At 62.0% G+C, this 17,551-nt stretch carries 20 protein-coding genes, 1 tRNA gene and 1 pseudogene; 10 read left to right on the top strand and 12 right to left on the bottom strand.

What is annotated here, in order from left to right; translation table 11 throughout:
* Positions 1–18: 18 nt before the first annotated feature.
* Both RlegSU303_RS03505 and RlegSU303_RS03510 read right to left on the bottom strand, forming a co-directional pair.
* Entirely contained in the window at positions 19–297 is a 279-nt protein-coding gene (locus RlegSU303_RS03505) for a hypothetical protein (protein WP_094086547.1), read from the bottom strand.
* Between the two features lie 253 nt (positions 298–550).
* The gene (locus tag RlegSU303_RS03510) at positions 551–748 is read right to left on the bottom strand and encodes a hypothetical protein (RefSeq protein ID WP_065282354.1); all 198 of its coding nucleotides are present in this window, start codon (positions 746–748) and stop codon (positions 551–553) included.
* A gap of 124 nt (positions 749–872) precedes the next feature.
* On the opposite strand from RlegSU303_RS03510, the gene RlegSU303_RS03515 reads away from it, so the two are divergent.
* Both RlegSU303_RS03515 and RlegSU303_RS03520 read left to right on the top strand, forming a co-directional pair.
* On the top strand, positions 873–1,118 hold the full coding sequence (locus RlegSU303_RS03515; protein WP_003546063.1) for a hypothetical protein: 246 nt from the start codon (positions 873–875) through the stop codon (positions 1,116–1,118).
* Between the two features lie 36 nt (positions 1,119–1,154).
* Entirely contained in the window at positions 1,155–1,688 is a 534-nt protein-coding gene (locus tag RlegSU303_RS03520) for an ankyrin repeat domain-containing protein (RefSeq protein ID WP_231283464.1), read from the top strand.
* A gap of 26 nt (positions 1,689–1,714) precedes the next feature.
* On the opposite strand, the gene RlegSU303_RS03525 is transcribed toward RlegSU303_RS03520, so the two are convergent.
* Positions 1,715–2,107 (bottom strand): hypothetical protein, encoded by a 393-nt coding sequence (locus tag RlegSU303_RS03525; RefSeq protein ID WP_017959324.1) that lies wholly within the window; start codon positions 2,105–2,107, stop codon positions 1,715–1,717.
* A 339-nt stretch (positions 2,108–2,446) separates the two neighbouring features.
* Between RlegSU303_RS03525 and RlegSU303_RS03530 the strand changes: the two genes are divergently transcribed.
* Positions 2,447–3,358: a DUF1499 domain-containing protein gene (locus RlegSU303_RS03530; protein ID WP_131720391.1), complete on the top strand. Its 912-nt coding sequence runs from the start codon at positions 2,447–2,449 to the stop codon at positions 3,356–3,358.
* Between the two features lie 313 nt (positions 3,359–3,671).
* Here the strand turns inward: RlegSU303_RS03530 and RlegSU303_RS03535 are convergent, their stop codons facing one another.
* From RlegSU303_RS03535 to RlegSU303_RS03550, 5 genes are all read right to left on the bottom strand, one after another.
* Positions 3,672–4,019: a YciI family protein gene (locus RlegSU303_RS03535; protein ID WP_027666739.1), complete on the bottom strand. Its 348-nt coding sequence runs from the start codon at positions 4,017–4,019 to the stop codon at positions 3,672–3,674.
* Between the two features lie 83 nt (positions 4,020–4,102).
* Positions 4,103–4,330: a DUF1127 domain-containing protein gene (locus RlegSU303_RS34470; protein WP_017959327.1), complete on the bottom strand. Its 228-nt coding sequence runs from the start codon at positions 4,328–4,330 to the stop codon at positions 4,103–4,105.
* A gap of 943 nt (positions 4,331–5,273) precedes the next feature.
* Complete coding sequence (locus tag RlegSU303_RS03540; protein ID WP_017959328.1) at positions 5,274–6,995, bottom strand: SDR family oxidoreductase; 1,722 nt, start codon at positions 6,993–6,995, stop codon at positions 5,274–5,276.
* A complete protein-coding gene (locus RlegSU303_RS03545) occupies positions 6,992–7,450 on the bottom strand; it encodes a thiol-disulfide oxidoreductase DCC family protein (protein WP_017959329.1) in 459 nt (152 codons plus the stop codon). Before RlegSU303_RS03545 ends, RlegSU303_RS03540 begins: the two co-directional genes overlap by 4 nt.
* Before the next feature lie 11 nt (positions 7,451–7,461).
* Positions 7,462–8,379: an MBL fold metallo-hydrolase gene (locus RlegSU303_RS03550; protein WP_017959330.1), complete on the bottom strand. Its 918-nt coding sequence runs from the start codon at positions 8,377–8,379 to the stop codon at positions 7,462–7,464.
* A 162-nt stretch (positions 8,380–8,541) separates the two neighbouring features.
* On the opposite strand from RlegSU303_RS03550, the gene RlegSU303_RS03555 reads away from it, so the two are divergent.
* Positions 8,542–8,615: transfer RNA gene (locus RlegSU303_RS03555), tRNA-Gln, on the top strand.
* A gap of 411 nt (positions 8,616–9,026) precedes the next feature.
* Here RlegSU303_RS03555 and RlegSU303_RS34185 read toward each other — a convergent pair.
* Positions 9,027–9,161, bottom strand: coding sequence for a hypothetical protein (locus RlegSU303_RS34185; protein ID WP_261337855.1), 135 nt, complete (start codon positions 9,159–9,161; stop codon positions 9,027–9,029).
* Here RlegSU303_RS34185 and RlegSU303_RS34190 point away from each other — a divergent pair.
* A complete protein-coding gene (locus RlegSU303_RS34190; RefSeq protein ID WP_261337856.1) occupies positions 9,161–9,289 on the top strand; it encodes a hypothetical protein in 129 nt (42 codons plus the stop codon). The two genes, RlegSU303_RS34185 and RlegSU303_RS34190, sit on opposite strands and share 1 nt — an antisense overlap.
* On the opposite strand, the pseudogene RlegSU303_RS03560 reads toward RlegSU303_RS34190, so the two are convergent.
* Positions 9,230–9,460: pseudogene (locus tag RlegSU303_RS03560) on the bottom strand (type I restriction-modification enzyme R subunit C-terminal domain-containing protein); the annotation flags it as partial. The gene RlegSU303_RS34190 and the pseudogene RlegSU303_RS03560 sit on opposite strands and share 60 nt — an antisense overlap.
* Before the next feature lie 17 nt (positions 9,461–9,477).
* Here RlegSU303_RS03560 and RlegSU303_RS03565 point away from each other — a divergent pair.
* Positions 9,478–9,951 (top strand): hypothetical protein, encoded by a 474-nt coding sequence (locus RlegSU303_RS03565; protein WP_017959332.1) that lies wholly within the window; start codon positions 9,478–9,480, stop codon positions 9,949–9,951.
* 197 nt (positions 9,952–10,148) lie between these two features.
* Here RlegSU303_RS03565 and RlegSU303_RS03570 read toward each other — a convergent pair whose 3' ends face one another.
* Together RlegSU303_RS03570 and RlegSU303_RS03575 are read right to left on the bottom strand one after the other, a co-directional pair.
* On the bottom strand, positions 10,149–10,928 hold the full coding sequence (locus tag RlegSU303_RS03570; protein WP_131720394.1) for an SDR family NAD(P)-dependent oxidoreductase: 780 nt from the start codon (positions 10,926–10,928) through the stop codon (positions 10,149–10,151).
* Positions 10,929–11,348: 420 nt separating this feature from the next.
* The gene (locus RlegSU303_RS03575) at positions 11,349–11,957 is read right to left on the bottom strand and encodes a TetR/AcrR family transcriptional regulator (RefSeq protein WP_017959334.1); all 609 of its coding nucleotides are present in this window, start codon (positions 11,955–11,957) and stop codon (positions 11,349–11,351) included.
* A 111-nt stretch (positions 11,958–12,068) separates the two neighbouring features.
* Here RlegSU303_RS03575 and RlegSU303_RS03580 point away from each other — a divergent pair, with 111 nt between their 5' ends.
* From RlegSU303_RS03580 to RlegSU303_RS03595, 4 genes are all read left to right on the top strand, one after another.
* Positions 12,069–12,755, top strand: a complete 687-nt coding sequence (locus RlegSU303_RS03580) for a PspA/IM30 family protein (RefSeq protein WP_017959335.1) — start codon at positions 12,069–12,071, stop codon at positions 12,753–12,755.
* A 49-nt stretch (positions 12,756–12,804) separates the two neighbouring features.
* Positions 12,805–13,086: a YiaA/YiaB family inner membrane protein gene (locus RlegSU303_RS03585; RefSeq protein WP_003546080.1), complete on the top strand. Its 282-nt coding sequence runs from the start codon at positions 12,805–12,807 to the stop codon at positions 13,084–13,086.
* Positions 13,087–13,179: 93 nt separating this feature from the next.
* Positions 13,180–16,575: an acyl-[ACP]--phospholipid O-acyltransferase gene (locus RlegSU303_RS03590; RefSeq protein WP_094086543.1), complete on the top strand. Its 3,396-nt coding sequence runs from the start codon at positions 13,180–13,182 to the stop codon at positions 16,573–16,575.
* A gap of 271 nt (positions 16,576–16,846) precedes the next feature.
* Positions 16,847–17,272 carry a hypothetical protein gene (locus RlegSU303_RS03595; RefSeq protein WP_017959337.1) on the top strand — a complete coding sequence of 142 codons (426 nt, stop codon included), beginning with the start codon at positions 16,847–16,849 and terminating at the stop codon, positions 17,270–17,272.
* Positions 17,273–17,551: the final 279 nt, after the last annotated feature.

Raw genomic sequence — 17,551 nt, forward strand, 5'->3', positions numbered from 1 at the left:
GGCAGGGCGCCCGGGTACTCAGTAACGATAGCGCCAACGATCGCGGTAAACGTAGGGTCCGTTCAGATCCCAGGCCATGCGGTTCATCATCTCAGCGCTCTGCGCCCGTGATTCGGCGCGCCGGTCGAGATCGATGCGCTGCAGGCAGGTGGCAAAACCATCCGTGCCGCGCCGGAAACCATAGCTCAGGCACCGCTGCTCATCCGCCGCCCGCCGCTCCTCCGGCGTCATCGTCTGGCAGGCCGAAAGCCCGGCGACGATGGTGGCCATGACGGTGATGAGAATGTGGATGCGCATCGGTGTGTTCCTTGGAATGCATTTCCCTGAGGAAAGGCCATTCGGGCGAGGGCGTCAAGCTGCTCTTGGCCCGGGAGATCGCTGAGGCCAGCCCCTCATCCGCCTGCCGGCACCTTCTCCCCGCTTGCGGGGCGAAGGGGTATGCCGCGACCTCTCCGTTCCCCACTAACCTCGCGTAGGGCACGTCCCCTCTCCCCGTCAGAACGGGGAGAGGGTTAGGGTGAGGGGCAACCACCGAAACCGAGAAACAGAATCACGCCGCCCCAGCCGGATCGCCGATCGGCAGCAGCGCCGGATTAAGCGGCGGGTCCTGAGGATTCTTCGTGTCGCCCGGGTCCTGTGCCGGTGTCAGCGGTGGTTTTTCCTGGATGCGGTCGGGAATGCCTGGCGTCGGCGTCGGGCCGCGCGGCGTATCGGCATTGGGTGTGGGGATCGGGTCTCTGTTCGGCATGAGTGCCTCCTTTTCGAAAAAGGAACGGCATCGTCCGCACTTGGTTCCACTTTCTCCGGCCAACCTTTCTATGCATAAGGGACATTCCTATGTATGAGGAAAGCTAGCAAACTCTGGAACCAGCATGGCCCTTCGCGATCGATTTTCGAAAAAACTGAACTGTCCGCAATGCGGCAATGAGGGCTTTGCCGAAGCCTCGGAAGTCGATGATCCCAAGCGCAAGCATCCGGATTTCAAGGTCGATCAGCTGCCGCGCGGCTTTGGCGTGCAGCGGCCTTCCAACCATCAGGAAAATTTCGTCATCAAATGCGAATGCGGGCGCAAGTTCCCCTTCCGCAGCGTTGCGGAAGCCGCGGCCGAGCGCCGATAGTTTTTCGGAGTAACAATGCTTGGCTTTTTCCTGCGCGTGATCGCCGTCCTGGCACTTTCATTCAGTTCAGCCACTGCTACCAACGCCGAAGTCGCCGAGAAATTTCATGATGCCGTCCAGGTGGGAGATCTCACCACGGTAAGAGCCATGCTTGCGGCGGATCCATCTCTCGCGATCTCCGTCGATGAATATCGATTCCAGCCTATCCACCTTCTCGACATGTATTTCGAGCGGGAAATCCTGCAGCTTCTGCTAGCGAACGGAGCCAATATCAACGCCAGGAATGACGAGGGGATAACCATTCTCCACATCATCACCGACCCTGAGGCGGCGAGCCTCCTCATAGAGAAGGGGGGCGACATCGAGGCTCGCGACAATCGCGGCCGAACGCCTCTTATCGTCCAAATGCTCAACCGGCAGAATGGGCCTGATGTTATCGCCGCGCTTCTGGAGAACGGCGCAAATCCCGATGCCAAGGATGATAGCGGCGTGACAGCCTTGGGTATCGCGCGGCAAAGTGGCGACGAGGACCTTGTCGGCCTGATGACGAGAAGCGGGACCAGGAACTGACGCAACGACCGCCCGTGCTCTGAACCTCAGATCCGCTCCAGCACCTCGATGAAGGCATCAGCAAAACGCACCAGCGGCGCGGTCTGTTCATCGGGCGCCTGCATGCGGATTTCGGTGCCGTTATCGTCGAGCAGCGCCAGCACGACGCGCATCTTCTGGCCGTCGCCTGGAATGCGCAGCACGGCGATGCGGCGGCAATCATCGATGAGGCCGCCGGCCGGAAGGTCGAACAGCAATTCGCCGCCCGAGCGTGCCGCCGCCTGGCGCACGGCCTCGCAGAAGCCGGCATCGCCGCCGGCATAACCTTCGAGCGAGAGTTCGAGCTCGAGCAGCTCCAAAGGCAGCATCGGCTCGGACTGGTGGTCGATCCCGCCAAGCGCAGACGCCTGCGGCCTTGCTGCCGTTTCGGGTGAAATCATCCCGTCTCTCCTCTGCATCTGGAGATGAAACCGCGGCAGAATGGCCTTTTTTTGACATATCAGCAAGGGCTTATGAAGAGGTCGCCGTTTCGCCATGGCCATCGCCTTGGATTCCAACGCGATGCCTCAGACAATAGTTTCAATTTAGCCGAATCTTGACCCAGATCCGGATGATTTTAGGCCGGGCCGGCCTAAAATCTGAATCCGGATCTAAATCAAAGAATAGAGCATGATGTCGTCCGAAAACCGCTTCACACTTTTCGGCATCATGCTCTAAACAGGGTTGAGGCGATTTGCGTGGTCGAACGCGCGGGCGCTGACGAGCAACCGGTAAGTTTGATGGCCATCCGCTATGACCGCCCCGTTTCCAGCGCCGCCCGCTCTTCGCGGCTCATCGGGGCGTTTTCCCTGGTGCTGGCGCTGGCCGTGATGATCGCCCATCGCTTCGGCGGCCTCGCCACACCCTATCTGGTACTGCTGCTGATTGCCGCCGCCGGCGGCGCGCTGCTTTCCGCCATGCTCGCAGCCCTCGGGCTGCGCAGCCTCTGGATGATCGGGGCTGAAGGCGGGCTGGCGGCGCTGGCGGCGCTGATCTATGCCGCTTTTCCGCTGGCGCTTGGCGCCTATGCCACCGAGCGTTACATGACGCTGCCTGATATCTATGACGTTTCCACCGATCTGGTCACCGCACCCGACTGGCTTTCGCAGCCGTATTTCGACCAGATCTGGCTGAAGCGCAAGGTGCAGGTGACGCCGGAGGATCGCGAAAAGCAGCTCGCCGCCTATCCCGAACTCACCGGCCGGCGCTATGAGGGCGCGCTCGACCGCGTGCTGGAGGCGGTGCGCAAGGTTGCCAAGATGAGCGGCATGACCATCACCGAGAGCAGCGGCGACACCGAGCCCGGCCGCGACCCCGAGGACAGACCGGTCAAGCCGCCGCAGGCCGGCGACGATGCCGTGGCCGATGCGCCCGATACCATCCCCGTGCCGACGCCGCGCCCCTATGACGACGACGTCGCCAAGCTGATCCGCGGCGTCAACGGCGTGACGCTGCAGGGCACCACCCGCACGCTGATCCTCGGCCTGCGCTTCGATTTCATCATTCGGCTGCGCGAAGAGGCCGAAACCACCTTCGTCGACATCCGCGTCGCCTCCCGCTACGGCCAACACGACCTCGGCTTCAGCGCCGAAATCGCCGGCGATTATCTGAAGGCGCTGGATGCTGAACTCTTAGGAATTGCGGGTGGGTGAGCCGCGGTGCCGCCAAAGGCGGCAGCAATCGATCCAGTGAATCGATTGCAGCGGCGAACGCCCTGAGCCCAAAGCGAAGGGCCGGGATACGGTGCGGCAAACTCAACGCCCATACCGGTGCCGCCAAAGGCGGCAGCAATCGATCCAGTGAATCGATTGCAGCGGCGAACGCCCTGAGCCCAAAGCGAAGGGCCGGGAGCGGGTGCGGCAAACTCGACAACCTGCGGGCCGCAACCTCTCGATTCACCCTTCTCCCCTCGGGGAGAAGGTGCCCGTAGGGCGGATGAGGGGAAGTAGCCGGGGCACTTCGAATCTAAAAGCCGGCGGTCTCGCGCACCTCGATCGCCCCCATCCGAGCGAGCGAGTCCCGCTCCGCGATCTCCATTGCCTCCGCAAGGTTCTTCGCTTCGATGAGCAGGAAGCCACCCAGATGCTCCTTGGTCTCTGCGAAGGGCCCGTCGGTCCAACTCACCTTGCCGGCGCGAACGCGCAATGTCTTTGCGGTCTTTGGGTCGGCAAGAGCGTTGGAGGCGAGATAGTGGCCTGAACGTTGGAGTTCTTCATTGGAAGCTAAGGACTCCCGGTCGATCTCGGCCCATTCCTCCTTGCTGGCGGCATCAGCAAGTGTTTGATCGATGTAGAAGAGACAAAGGTAGCGCATCCGGTTCCTCCATGGTGCTGTCGATGTTAGTCGAACTTGAACACCGCGATTCGACAAAGAGCAAAAAATGCTGCCAGTTCTGCTTATCCGGCGAGAGTTCCTTGCTGCTCTGCGATCTTTCCAGCGGAGATCTCTGGGGGCTCCAAGCCGATGTCACGGAGCAGGCGAGAGTCAAACCGCGAGAGCTCGCTCAAGCTTCGGCGGTACCTTCGCTGATGCTTCAGCAGCATCCAAATGGCTTGCAAGGTGCCCACGACACTGAGGTGTGGCGACTGTAGTTCGACGTGTTCGGAATGCTTAGTGGCAGCCATACTTGTCTCTCCTTTGACTGGCTCACGGCGCTCCGTCTTAATCGAACAGGATCGGCCGAAATCGACACGCTGGTTTCAGGAGCTTGATCTGAGCGGGTGACAAGACGGTGCGCGGACCATGGACATCGTTTGATGAGTGACACGATCTTGAGGGAATAGAGCCGGCCGACCTGCAGGACTTTGTGAAGGTGCTTTCCATCATGAAGGCAGCGGGGCTTACCCACGGTGGGTTTTATCGAAACTTTACATAAAACGATGTTCCGGCAGCCTGGCCATCGAGGGCGCTACGTTAGAAGCAATGACATTGCTGGATTGGCCCAATTACCTGATGAGCCCTTGCACGTGCTTGTCGAACGGTATGTGTGACAAGCCCATCTCGACGAGCCGGCCGCGGGATCATCAAGGCGGCACAATGGCGGATCACAGGACGCTTCTGAAAACAGCATTTTTCCGCTTTGGCTCAAAATCGAGACGGTCATCGCATTCATCGCGGCCGACCGGTTAGGGCCGAGACCGGACGATCGCAGCTTCCGAGGTAAGGTCTGGAAATGGCGCATTCTTGCCATCTCTGTCACAGCGGTAGTGTTCGAAACGGCCCAACGCGCTTGGTCAATGTGCGAGGAAACAGCGCTTGCGATGAGGGGGCCGCCGAGCCGGTCTTTCCTTACAACGCCTATGCGGGATTCGACCGCATCGTCTTAGGGCGTCGCCGATAGGTTGTTACGAGAGGGGTGTGCCGTGTGGCCCCCTCAACCGCCTGCCGGCACCTTCTCCCCGAGGGGAGAAGGGAAATCGCCGCAACCTCTCCGTTCCTAGCCCATCTCTCGCAGGGCACGTCCCCTCTCCCCGTTTTTACGGGGGTCCGGAGGACGGGTCGAGACGAGTGGCTCGACCCCGCCAAGGTTAGGGTGAGGGGCAGCCATTCGCGCGAAGGGTAGCCCCCTCACTCCGCCACCAACCACCCCGTATACCGCACCACCAACCCCGTCAGCCGCCCGCCGATCTCCACGTGAAAGTGGAATCGCCCATCGCGCTCCTCCTCATACGTATCGCCACCCGGCGCCAGAAACATCGGCAGTGGAATGCCGCAGAACCGCCATCCCCGCACCACGAGCCGCAGCTTTTCCCCATCCGGCACCAGCGCCATCAGCACCCGAAACGGCCCGAAGACCTCGGCGAGCAGATGCCGGTCGCGGCCCTTGCCTTCGACCTGCCAGCTGCGGAAGACCGTGCCGCCGAAATCCCGCGTCCAGACCTCCCTGTCGCCATCGGGCACGAAACGCACCGTGACCGGCACATCCTCGCCGGCTCTCGGAAATCCGATCACCCCAGCGACGATCCTCGCCAGCAGCCCGCCGCCGCGCTCGATCCGCGCCCGGCCGGAGGCGACACGCGCGCCGCCGGCATGCAGAGCTGAAATGGCGGGCGGCAGCCGCTCCCAGGCGCTGCCGAGAATCTGCCGATAAAGCGGCAGGGGCGTCTCCTCGTTTTCCATCCTGATGCCGGATGTGATCGAAAACCGCCGGAAAGCCGCTTCGAAATCCGCAAGCTGCAATTCCCCCGCCGCCGGCCGCGCACCATCCTCCGGCCGGACGCCGCTCAGCAGCCGGCGCACCAGCGCGTCCACGCCGATGATGGGTATGAACGGCCCATCATCACCTTCGGCAATCAGATGCCAGCCGCAGGTCAGCCGCTTGCCCGCGTGATCGACGCCAGTGATGCGGACGAACATGCCGCCGCGATGTTCGCCGATCGCAAGAGCGTGGCTGGCGCGCTGCAGCAGCCGCGCAAACGGCAGCAGCGACGGCAGCAGCCGGAGGCGGACGAGCCTGGCCGCAAGGCTGAGCAAGTGCTGCAGCGGCTGCGGCTCCGTTCCGACCCCGGTGAAGCTGGATTTGAGATCGGCAAAACGGGCTGGCAGCAGCGCCAGATCAGGTGCATCCACCAGCAGGAATTTCCGGCTGCGCAGCGGCGCCACCCCCGGCGCCGCCACCGTCACCCGCATCGCATCGATCAGCCCGCGCGCGGCGGCCGGCCGCCCATCGCGCCGAACGGTGATCTTCTTGCCGGCATAGCTCGCGATCGCCCTCACGACATTGAGCCCGATCCGCACATGCGCCGAGGGGGCAATGCCCGCCGCGACAGATTCGATCCGGGAGAAATGCGGCGCCATTGCCTCCAGTGCTGCGAAGGAGAGGGCGGGCAGGCTGCTGAGCCCTGACAGAGCGAAGGTGCCCTTGGCCTTGGCAGCGGCATCGAGCCCACCAATGCCGGCGACGAAGCCGGTGCTGTCGGCAATATCGGCATAATCGATGCCGAGATCGATGCAGGCCTCGGCGACTTTATAGGCATCCTTGCCGAAGCTCTGGAACGGCCCCGAGGCATCGACGACGAGATGAGGCCTCATCCGCGTCAGCTGTTCGGTGAGATCGCCATCACGGTCGAAGCGAACGGCCTGCACCATCGCGCCGAGATTGTTGCTTCCGAGACCCTCGGCGCCATCCTTCGGCGTCCGGAGATCGGCAACGAAATCGTCAGCCTTTTCAAGCGAGCGCCCCGCAACCAGCAGCCTCAGCCGCGGTTCATCGCCAAGCAGCCGGGCCAGCCGCCCGCCGAAAGTGCCGTAACCGCCGATGATGAGCAGCGAAAACCGGTCGTCGCTCATGTGATGAAGCGGCTTCGCTGCTCGGGCGTCGGCACCATGCAGCTTTGCCGCCCGGCAATCTTCAGCCTGTTGCGGGCGATGAATTCATAGAGCGCATTGGCCACCCGCCGCGGCAGCAGCCGGAAGATCTTCACCAGCGAATAGGGAAAGCCGAGGCCCGCCACCATGCGGATCGAGCCGTCGGATTTGAAGAAGGCGCGGCCGTTTTCGATGAGGATATTGGTTTCGTAGTCGCGCGCATGCAGCCCGTAATGCCGGTAAAGCGCTTCGCCGAGCGGCGTCTGCGCCGCGAGGAAGCGGTATCGCTGCTGCTTGTCATGTTTCAGCGCGAATTTCACCCAGCCGGAGCAGAACACGCATTCGCCATCGAAGATGATCAGCGGCCGGTCATCGGCAAAGACGGGCACATCGGGATCGTCGCGATAGCTGTAATCGGCTCGAGGCTTCATCGTCATGTCCCCCGTCCTCACTTCGGTGTCGCCGGCCGATAGGTGGCGGCAAGCGTTGGCGGCCCATCCGCCGCAATCATACCGCGCTCCAGAAGATCCTCGATATGGGCGAGAACGGAAAGGGCGGCCGCCCCATGCAGCTTCGGATCGGTATCGCGATAGATCACCTTCACCATCTCGGCAATGCGCCCATCGCCCGCCTGGACACGCGCCAGCACGGCCTGCTCGCGCTTCAGCCGATGCGCCTTCAGCGCCCGGAGGAAACTGGCAGGCTCCGTCACCGGTCCGCCATGGCCGGGAAGCAGCAGCCGGTCCTCGCGCTCAATCAGCCGATCGAGCGAGGCCATGTAATCCGCCATCGAACCATCCGGCGGCGCGACGATCGAGGTCGACCAGGCCATGACGTGATCGCCTGACAATAGGATGTCGCGGCCCGCAAGCGCGAAGGCGGCATGATTGGCCGTATGCCCCGGCGTCAGCACCGCGCTCAGCGCCCAGCCATCGCCCGACAGGGTCTCGCCGTCACTGAGCGTTATATCGGGCACGAAGGATAGATCCGAGCTTTCGGAGAAGGGATTGACCTCGCCATCCCTGAGCGGTCGCGCCGGCCGATGCGGCCCTTGCCCCACCGTCACCGCCCCCGTTGCCGCCTGCAGGCGGCTGGCCAGCGGCGAGTGGTCGCGATGCGTGTGGCTGACGAAGATATGCGTCACCGCGCGGCCGCCAAGGGCTGCCATCAGCGCCTGATAATGCGCCTCGTCCTCCGGCCCGGGATCGATCACCGCGACGGAAGAGGAGCCGACGATATAGCTGTTGGTGCCGAAAAAGGTGAAAGGGCCGGGATTGTTCACTGTAACCCGCTCGACACTCGAAACAACCGGCACGGCCTGCCCATAGGCCGGCTCGAAAGCGAGGTCGAATGCGGGACTGTCCATGAAGGAATGATCTCGGGCCGATGACGTCGCCAATTCCTAGCACGACGGCGGGTGCTGTGCAGCGCATAAATCTGCGCCGGGTTAAACTTAGTCATTGTGACAAGCGAAGAGCTTTGCTAATCAGGCGTCGATTTGAGCAAGCGGTTTCCGCTCAAGCTCTGGTGGGGCGTCGCCAAGCGGTAAGGCAACGGTTTTTGGTACCGTCACCCCTGGTTCGAATCCAGGCGCCCCAGCCATTTCTTTGTTGCTCGCCACATACCCCCGAACTTTCGTCCCTCAAAGCGAACGAAACGCTCGCAGTGGCGGCAAAAATGTCGATGTGACTTTATGAAGTGCACAATAGGTCAATTTTCAGTTGACCTATAGGAAGTTTTCTAAAGAGCTGAGCCACAGCCAACGCTTTAATGCTTCCCTCGGTTTCCGATTCTTCCAGGTGCAAGCTGAGTTTCGAGGGCGAAGCGGAATGGTTGCTTAGGTCAAGACCGATGGCCACGTTACCTGCTCGGTCTCCAATGGCTTGAGCGGGCCGGCCGTCTCCTATACTTATTTATAGGATTGTATTTATATCTTTATGAGCTGGCTATGGCGGCGGATGATCTGGAAAAGCCGACGTCGATACCGAAGACGGCTATCGGCTATCGATTTACTCACCCTGCCGCGCTCTCGTTCAATCCTCTGATCACCTCGACGAGCTTCTTCGTCTTCTCGAAGTCGAAGACCTGCTGCGGACCCTCTGGCGCGACATCGATGAAGGGGCTCTCGTAGAGCAGGCCTGGATCCATTGCGCCCTTCTCTTGAGGTGCTCGATGACCATGTCGATGAATTCGATCTGGTCGGCTGTGACACCACTGCCCGCGACGAAGCCGGAGAAGGCCTCGGCGACGGCGGCGCGGTCGAGCCCGACCAGTGAGCGGACGAAGGCACCGAAACCGTGGGCAATTTCAGTTGCCTTCTCCAGGTGCTTGGCGTCGCCGATGCCGGCGGTGAGCAGCATGGCTTGCAGTTCCTCTATATCGGTCGGCGTCAGCGGCCTGCCGTGACGTAGCTTGGCGATGGCGATATGGTCCTCGTGCTCGCGCAGGAAGTGCCGAGTTTGCGATGACCGAGGATCCTAAGAATAAGCTCGATGAGCTCTTCGATCATTATGTGAGAAGAAATTTCGCGAGCTCAATCTACCGGGAGGGACTCTTGGAGCGACACGTTCGAACGATGCTTAAGCTTCGAGAGATCGATCGAAATTTTAAACGGCGTTCATTCAACGACGGCGTATATTCGGCGACATTTCCTTTTGTTGAGCTCGCCAATGATAAACCCGTCAAAATTCTGAAACCGATTTACCTCGGGCAAGACGATCCGAGCCGCATCCTTGATCATGGTAATAAGTGGCTGTTCACTGTTAACCGCCTGAAGCAGCTTCTTCCGCGCGATATCGTTTTTGCTGTTGAAGGACCGACCGGCCAATCGTCGCGGAGGCGGGCGTTCCAGGAAGCGATTGACCAATTCAGGGCTAGCGACATCCAAGTGGTCGACGCCACAAGAGAGCATGAATTGTTAGAAGCAGTTCGAAGCTGACGGGGGCTCAAGTTCTCATTGGTTTTTGACTCTGGCTCTTTTTACCGATGTGTGGAGCTACGCGCACCTCAGGCGGCACCTTGTCACCACTCCGGGCCACAATTGGCGATTTAGACAAGGCGCCGGCTGCGCGATTGCTTAAGAAAAGCCCGCCGGCAAACATCGAGCGGAAACGCTCGCTACCCCCATCCTGTCCGTTACCCGCGCTCCGCGAACGACCGCACACCCGTCAACTCCGCCAGCCTCCCCACTAGCGCATCCTGAAACCCAGCATCAGTCATCTCCACCGCCGCCTCCCGCCGCTGCCGATGATGCCAATACCCGCCGCTGACCTTCGCAGCCCCTTCATCGCTTGCCGCAAGCCATGTCTGGGTGAGGTGCCCCATTTCGAGGTCATCGGGCGCGCCGGCGCCGCCCATCTTTGTCGGTACCCAGCCGGGATCCACCGCGTTGCTCAGAACATCCGGCCAATGGCGGGCGACAGACGCTGCGAGTGTGGCGATGTAGAGCTTGCTTTCCGAATAGGCCTGGCTTGCGTTCCACGGTCGCTTCTTCCAGTCGATATCGTCAAGGGCGCTGCTGCCGCTGCGGTGCATGCCGCTCGTGAGATAGACCAGGCGATCGGGACGCGCGATCCATGCGGTGAGCAGATAGGGGGCAAGCACATTCACCGCCAGCGTCTTGGCGTGACCATCAGGCGTTTCGCCCCGGCTCCGCTCGAGGTAGATGCCGGCATTGTGGATGACGGCGTCCATGCGGCCGATGGCGTTGACCTGCTCGGCAATCGATCGTGTCTCGGTGGCGCTGGCGAGATCGCCGATGACGATGCCGAGGGCGGCGGGCGAAATCTCGGCGATGGCGGAGGCGCGCTCGCGGGAGCGGGCATGCAGCACGACGTCATGGCCCTCCTTCATGAGGGTGCGGGCGGCGGCAAGGCCGAGGCCATCGGTGGAACCGGTGATGAATATGCGGCTCATGGGGTGTCCTTTTCGCGGTGGCGTGGAGGGCACAGAGTGCTCGGCCATGGGTCCTCGGGTCAAGCCCGAGGAGGACGGAGGGTGGGGAGACGCGACCGGCAAGAGGCGGGACGCCAGGAGCAAGTCCGGCGGAAGCGCGAAGCGCTGCTTGCGCATAGGTTTCCTCATATTCCGTCATCCTCGGGCTTGACCCGAGGATCCATGTGGCGAGCACGGTGCTGGCCGTCGGCCCCGGGAATGGCAGGGGCATCCATCGAAGAACATATGCGCGCCAAGTGCTGCGTGTGGATGCTCGGGTCAAGCCCGAGCATGGCGGAGAGTGGGGTGGGGCTTCGGCTAAAACGGTAAAGCCGTCAGCTCACCGCGCCATTCCCCCCAACGCCACTCCACGCCCTCTACCCATGCGACACCAGCCACCATTCACCCCCGCCGCCGCTCCGCCCCCGCCGCGATCGTCTGCACCAGTTCATCCACCTCCCGTGCCAGCCGCTCCAGCGGCAGGCCGACGAAGCGGCCTTCGAGGCTGATGCTGACGACGCCGTGCACGGCGCCGAAGAGGGTGCGGGCGCGGATGGCGCGGTCTTCGGGGGGCATGTCGGGTTGCAGTTCGGCCAGCGGTTCGGCGATCACATCCATCAGGAAGAGGTGCTCGTTAAGATGCCATTGCGGCGTCGGGCTCGATTCCGGCGGGAAGTGGTCGAACAGCGCCTTCCAGAGGTTCCGGTGCTCGACGGCGAAGCTCAGATAGCCCTGCGCCAGGTTGCGCAGCCGGTCGGTCGGCGGCCGGTCCTTGGCCTCGGGCAGGGTCAGCCTGGCCTCCAGCGCCTTCAGCGTCGCGGAGTTGACGTGGATGACGAGCTCGGCGAGGTCTGAAAAGACCGTGTAGAGGCCGCCGAGCGCGCAGCCGGCATCCTGGGTGATGTCGCGGGCTCTGAGATTATTAAGCCCGTCTCTGGCGATCCGCTCGCGCGCCGCCTCGATCAGCCGGGCCTTCAGGTCTTCGCGTTTTTCTTCTCGCCTACCGGCCATTAACCATTCCACTTCGATTTTTTGAACGTCGTTCAAAATTTATCTTGAACGACGTTCATGATTCTGGCATAACACCTCTCGTGAACAACGTTCATAAACCGGAGGAAGGAAATGTTCAAACTGATTTCCATTTTGTTGCGGGGCAGGGCGCATGATGCCGAACAGGCTTTCGCCGACTGCCACGCCGTGCCGCTGCTTTCCCAGCAGATCCGCGATGCCGCCCAATCGATCCAGTCGGCGCGGCGCAGTGTGGCGGTCGCCATCGCCCAGAACGAGCAGGAGAAGGGGCAGCATGCAACGATCGTTGCCCGCATCGCCGATCTCGAAATCCGCGCCTCCGCCGCCTTGACGAAGGGCAATGAGGGGCTGGCCCGCGAGGCGGCCGAGGCGATCGCCTATCTCGAAGTCGAGCGCGATGCGTCCGAGAAGGCGCAGAGCCAGTTCACCAGCGCGATCGACAAGCTGAAGGGCATCGTGCGGGCTTCCGAGGCAAGGCTGCAGGAGTTGCAGCGCGGCGAGCGGCTGGCACGTGCCACGCAGGAGGCGCAGAAGCTCGATGTCGTCGTCGCCGGTCCAGGCTTTGCGACGCTCGACGATGCCGAGGAGACGCTGGCGCGCCTTCGCCTGCGCCAGAGCCAGAATGAGCTGACGGCCGCCGCCCTGAAGGACATGGAAGGCGCCATCCGCCCGGCCGGCATCATCGAAAAGCTTGCCAATGCCGGCTTCGGCGCGCCGCTGCGCTCATCCGCCGATGATGTGCTGGCGCGGCTGAAGAGCCGCATCACGCCTGCTGCCTGAAATTGCATCCATCGGTCCATCCATCCATCGAACATCAAGGATTACGACAATGAACGACAGTTTCCAGAAACATTCCGCCAGCTGGGTCAGCTTCTCCTACATCTCCTTCGGCTCGGCCGCCTTCATGCTGGCGCTCGGCCTCTACATGATGCCGCTCGATCTCTGGGGCAAAGGCTACCTCGCCATGGGCATTCTGATGCTGGTGCAGACCACGGTGAATATCACCAAGACGCTGCGCGACAATGCCGAATCCGAGAAGCTGATCCGCAAGGTCGAGGATGCCCGCACCGAGAAACTCCTGGTCAAGTTCAATCGTAACGATGAAGATTGATCTTGGTTAACCACAGCGCAGAGTTGTTATCGCATTCAACTTTTGCGTAACAACTCTGTGGCCTTCTCTGCGAGCCGAAAGAGGAACCCTGCCGTGCAACACAATCTGATGACCTCAAGGAAATTCGCGCCGCTGTTCTGGACCCAGTTCCTGACCGCCTTCAACGACAATTTCCTCAAGAACACCCTGGTGTTCCTCATTCTCTTCAAGATGTCGGCCAGTGAAGGCGCCGCCCTGGTGACGCTTGCCGGCGTCATCCTCATCGTGCCCTTCCTGCTGCTCTCCGCACTCGGCGGCGAACTCGCCGACAAGCATGACAAGGCGAAGATCGCCGAGCTCTTGAAACGCTGCGAGATCGCGGTTGCCGCGCTTGCCGTTGTCGGTCTCGCCTTCTCCTCGATCTTCGTGCTGATGGCGGCGCTGTTCGGCTTCGGCGTCGTCTCAGCACTTTTCGGGCCGATCAAATACGGCATCCTGCCCGATCATCTCGAGCGTCGCGACCTGCCGAAGGCCAATGCCTGGATCGAGGGCGGCACCTTCATTGCCATCCTCGGCGGCACGATCATCGCCGCACTCGCCTTTTCCAGCGGCGATAATGTGCTGCTCTTCGGCACGATGATGATGGGGCTTTCGCTGCTCTGCTGGCTGGCGAGCCGCATGATCCCGCCCACCGGCTCCAAGGCGCCGGATCTTCAGATCGACCGCAATGTCATCCGCTCCAGCTACACCCTGGTCATGGAAATCCGCGAGGACAAGCGCCTGTGGCGTTCGGCGCTGATGAATTGCTGGTTCTGGCTGGTCGGCGCCTTCGTTCTCTCCATCCTGCCGACCATGGTGACCGAGCTGCTTGGCGGCTCCGAGCTCGTCGTGCCGGCCTATCTCACCGTCTTTGCGATCGCGGTTGCCGTCGGCTCGGCCATTGCCGCCTGGATGTCGTCCGGCCGCATCGTGCTGCTGCCGGCCCCTGTCGGCACGGCGCTGCTTGGCCTCTTCAGCCTCGATCTCGCCTGGAACCTCTGGGGCCTGGCTTCGGTGAGCCATGCAACGACGATCGCCACCTTCTTTGCCGGTGAGAATACCATTCGCGTCGCCATCGATCTCGCCAGCATGGCGATAGCAGGCGCCTTCATCGCCGTGCCGACCTTTGCCGCCCTGCAGACCTGGGCGCATGAGGACCGCCGCGCCCGCGTCATCGGCGCCGCCAATGTGCTGTCTGCCCTGTTCATCACCGTCGGCCTCGGCCTCGTTGCCGCCGTCCAGGCGCTCGGCGCTTCCATTCCTGAGATTCTGATCGGCCTCGGCATCATCAATTTTGCCGTCGCCTGGCTGATGCTGAAGACGCTGCCGACCAATCCCTTCCGCGATTTCATCTCGATCCTCTTCCGCGCCTTCATGCGGCTCGAGGTCGAGGGGCTGGAGAATATCAAGAAGGCCGGCCGCGCGCCGATCATCGCGCTCAACCATGTCAGCCTGCTCGACGGCGCGCTGGCGCTTGCGATCACCGAGGAAGAGCCCACCTTTGCCGTCGATTACAAGATCGCCCAGGCCTGGTGGGTGCGGCCCTTCCTGAAGATGTGCAAATTCCTGCCGCTCGACCCGACAAAGCCGATGGCGACGCGGTCGCTGATCAAGGTGGTGCAAGACGGCAACCCGATCGGCATCTTCCCCGAGGGTCGGCTGACGGTGACCGGCACGCTGATGAAGGTCTATGATGGCGCCGCCATGGTCGCCGACAAGACCGGCTCGATGGTGGTGCCGGTGAGGATCGACGGGCTGGAGAAGAGCTATCTCTCCTATCTCGACAACGGCAAGATCCGCCGCCGGCTGTTCCCCAAGGTCAAGGTCACCATTCTCGAGCCGGTGAAGCTGGAAGTGGCGCCGGAGCTGAAGGGCCGCAAACGCCGCACGGCGGCAGGGGCTGCCCTTTACCAGGTGATGTCGAACCTGCTGTTCCAGACCGCCGATACCTCGTCGACCGTACTCGACCGCGTCATTCAGGCCGGCCATGAATTTGGCATGAAAAAGCTCGCCGTCGAAGATCCGGTCACCGGCCGGCTGACCTATGGCAAGCTGCTGACCGGGGCAGCCGTGCTCGGCGCCAAATTCCGCACCATGTTCCCGGAAAACAACCTCGGCGTCATGCTGCCGAATGCCAATGGCGCTGCAGCCACCCTTCTCGGCGTGATGAGCGCGGGCAAGGTGCCGGCCATGCTGAACTTCACCGCGGGTGCGGCCAATATCCTCTCCGCCTGCAAGGCAGCTGAGGTCAAGCATGTGCTGACCTCGCGCGCCTTCGTCACCCAGGCGAAGCTCGGCCCCGTGATCGCCGAGATGGAAAAGCAGGTAAAGATCGTCTGGCTCGATGATCTCAGGACCGAAATCGGCCTGAAGGATAAGATCCTGGGTTATCTCAGGAAGGCGCGGCCGCTCGTCAAACGCCAGCCGGATGATCCGGCGGTGATCCTCTTCACCTCGGGCTCCGAAGGCACGCCGAAGGGCGTGGTGCTCACCCACCGCAACATCCTGTCGAACGCCGCACAGGCGGCTGCCCGCATCGATTTCCACAGCGGCGACAAGGTGTTCAACATCCTGCCGGTGTTCCATTCCTTCGGGCTGACGGCCGGTACGGTGCTGCCGCTGATTTCGGGCGTGCCTGTTTATTTCTATCCGTCGCCGCTGCATTACCGCATCGTGCCGGAACTGATCTATGCCTCCAATGCCACGATCATCTTCGGCACCGATACCTTCCTCAACGGTTATTCCAGGACCGCGCATCCTTACGATTTCCGCTCGATCCGCTATATCTTCTCAGGCGCCGAGCCGGTGAAGGCCGCGACCCGCCAGACCTATATGGAAAAATTCGGCCTGCGCATTCTCGAAGGCTACGGCGTCACCGAGACGGCGCCTGTCATTTCGATCAACACGCCGATGTACAATAAATCAGGCACGGTCGGCAAAATCCTGCCGGGCATGGAATGGAAGCTCGAGCCGGTGCCCGGCATCGAAGAGGGCGGCCGGTTGCATGTGCGCGGCGCCAATGTCATGGCAGGCTACCTGCGCGCCGAAAAGCCCGGCGTGCTCGAGCCTCTCGTCGACGGATGGCACGATACCGGCGACATCGTCACCATCGACGAGGACGGCTTCGTCAAGATCCGCGGCCGCGCCAAACGCTTCGCCAAGATCGGCGGCGAAATGATCTCGCTTGCCGCCGTCGAGACGCTGGCCGCCGAACTCTGGCCGGGCGCGCTCTCCGTCGTCTCCTCGCTGCCCGACGCCAAGAAGGGCGAGCGCCTGGTGCTCCTCACCGACGCGCCGACAGCCACCCGCGCCGAATTCCTCGCCTTCGCCAAATCCAAGGGCGCCATGGACATGATGGTGCCGGCCGAAGTCAATATCGGCAAGGTGCCGGTGCTCGGCTCCGGCAAGGTGGATTTCGTCGCGGCGCGGAAGCTGGCGGAAAGTGCGGCGCAGGGGGAAGTGGCGGCGTGAGGGTAGGGTTCGGGGGGGCATGTGGCACCCCCCTCTGCCCTGCCAGGCCCGGGGTCGAGCCACGGGTCTCGACCCGTCCTTCGGACCCCCCACAAGGGGGGAGATTGGCTGGGCGCACTGGCTTCCCCAAACAACTGGTGTCACAGCACGGCGAAACGGTAGATGGGCAGGAAGTTCAAGCCACTTGTGATCTCCCCACCTGTGGGGGAGATGCCCGGCAGGGCAGAGGGGGGTGCCAGGCACCGCGTGGCTATTCCGGCAATCTACTCCCATGTCGACCATGCTCCAGCAAAAGTTGATCGATCTTCGCCCCGCTGCGTTGTCGCGCTTCGAAACATCGAGGGGATTTCCAATGACACTTGGCAGCGATGCGGTGAAGGTGGGCTGGAAAGGGGCGGTGATCTTGCTCCACGTCTTGCTATGGGCAGCACTCGCTTTGCAGGCCTACCGGACGGCTGGAGCCTATAAGTTTGCCAGCTGCTGGCAGATCATACCAATCTATTTCCCGCCGCTGAACATGCTGCTCTGGGCAATCGCGATCGCTAGCTTCCTCGTGGTGCTGGCGGCGATTTTTCGTCCCTCGATATGTCGACATGCGAGCTTCTGGGCAGCCTGCCATGGAATGATTCTGACGGCGGGATTGCTGGTGTGCAATTATTCAGCCTATGCGGCCGCCGGTCAGGTTAGCTGCCTGTAGCGCCACCTCTACCACCTCGGCGTCATCCTCGGCCTTGTGCCGAGGATCTGCTACCTATCAACCGGCAGTAGATGCCCGGGACAAGCCCGAGCATGACGAAAGGACAGTTGGCGGGAGTGGCGCAGGACGCAAGAGGCTGCTCTAAGCGCAAACTGAAAGACCTCTCTGACGCTTGAAAACGGCCGGATGCGCGCTAGCTGCAAGCATCGTCATACGACCGTTGATTTGCATGATTAGTTTTTACTCGTTCAATAAATTTCGGATTGCCGCCCATGCTTG

The sequence above is a fragment of the Rhizobium sp. SU303 genome (assembly GCF_021052345.1).
GTDB classification, from domain to species: Bacteria; Pseudomonadota; Alphaproteobacteria; order Rhizobiales; family Rhizobiaceae; genus Rhizobium; species Rhizobium laguerreae.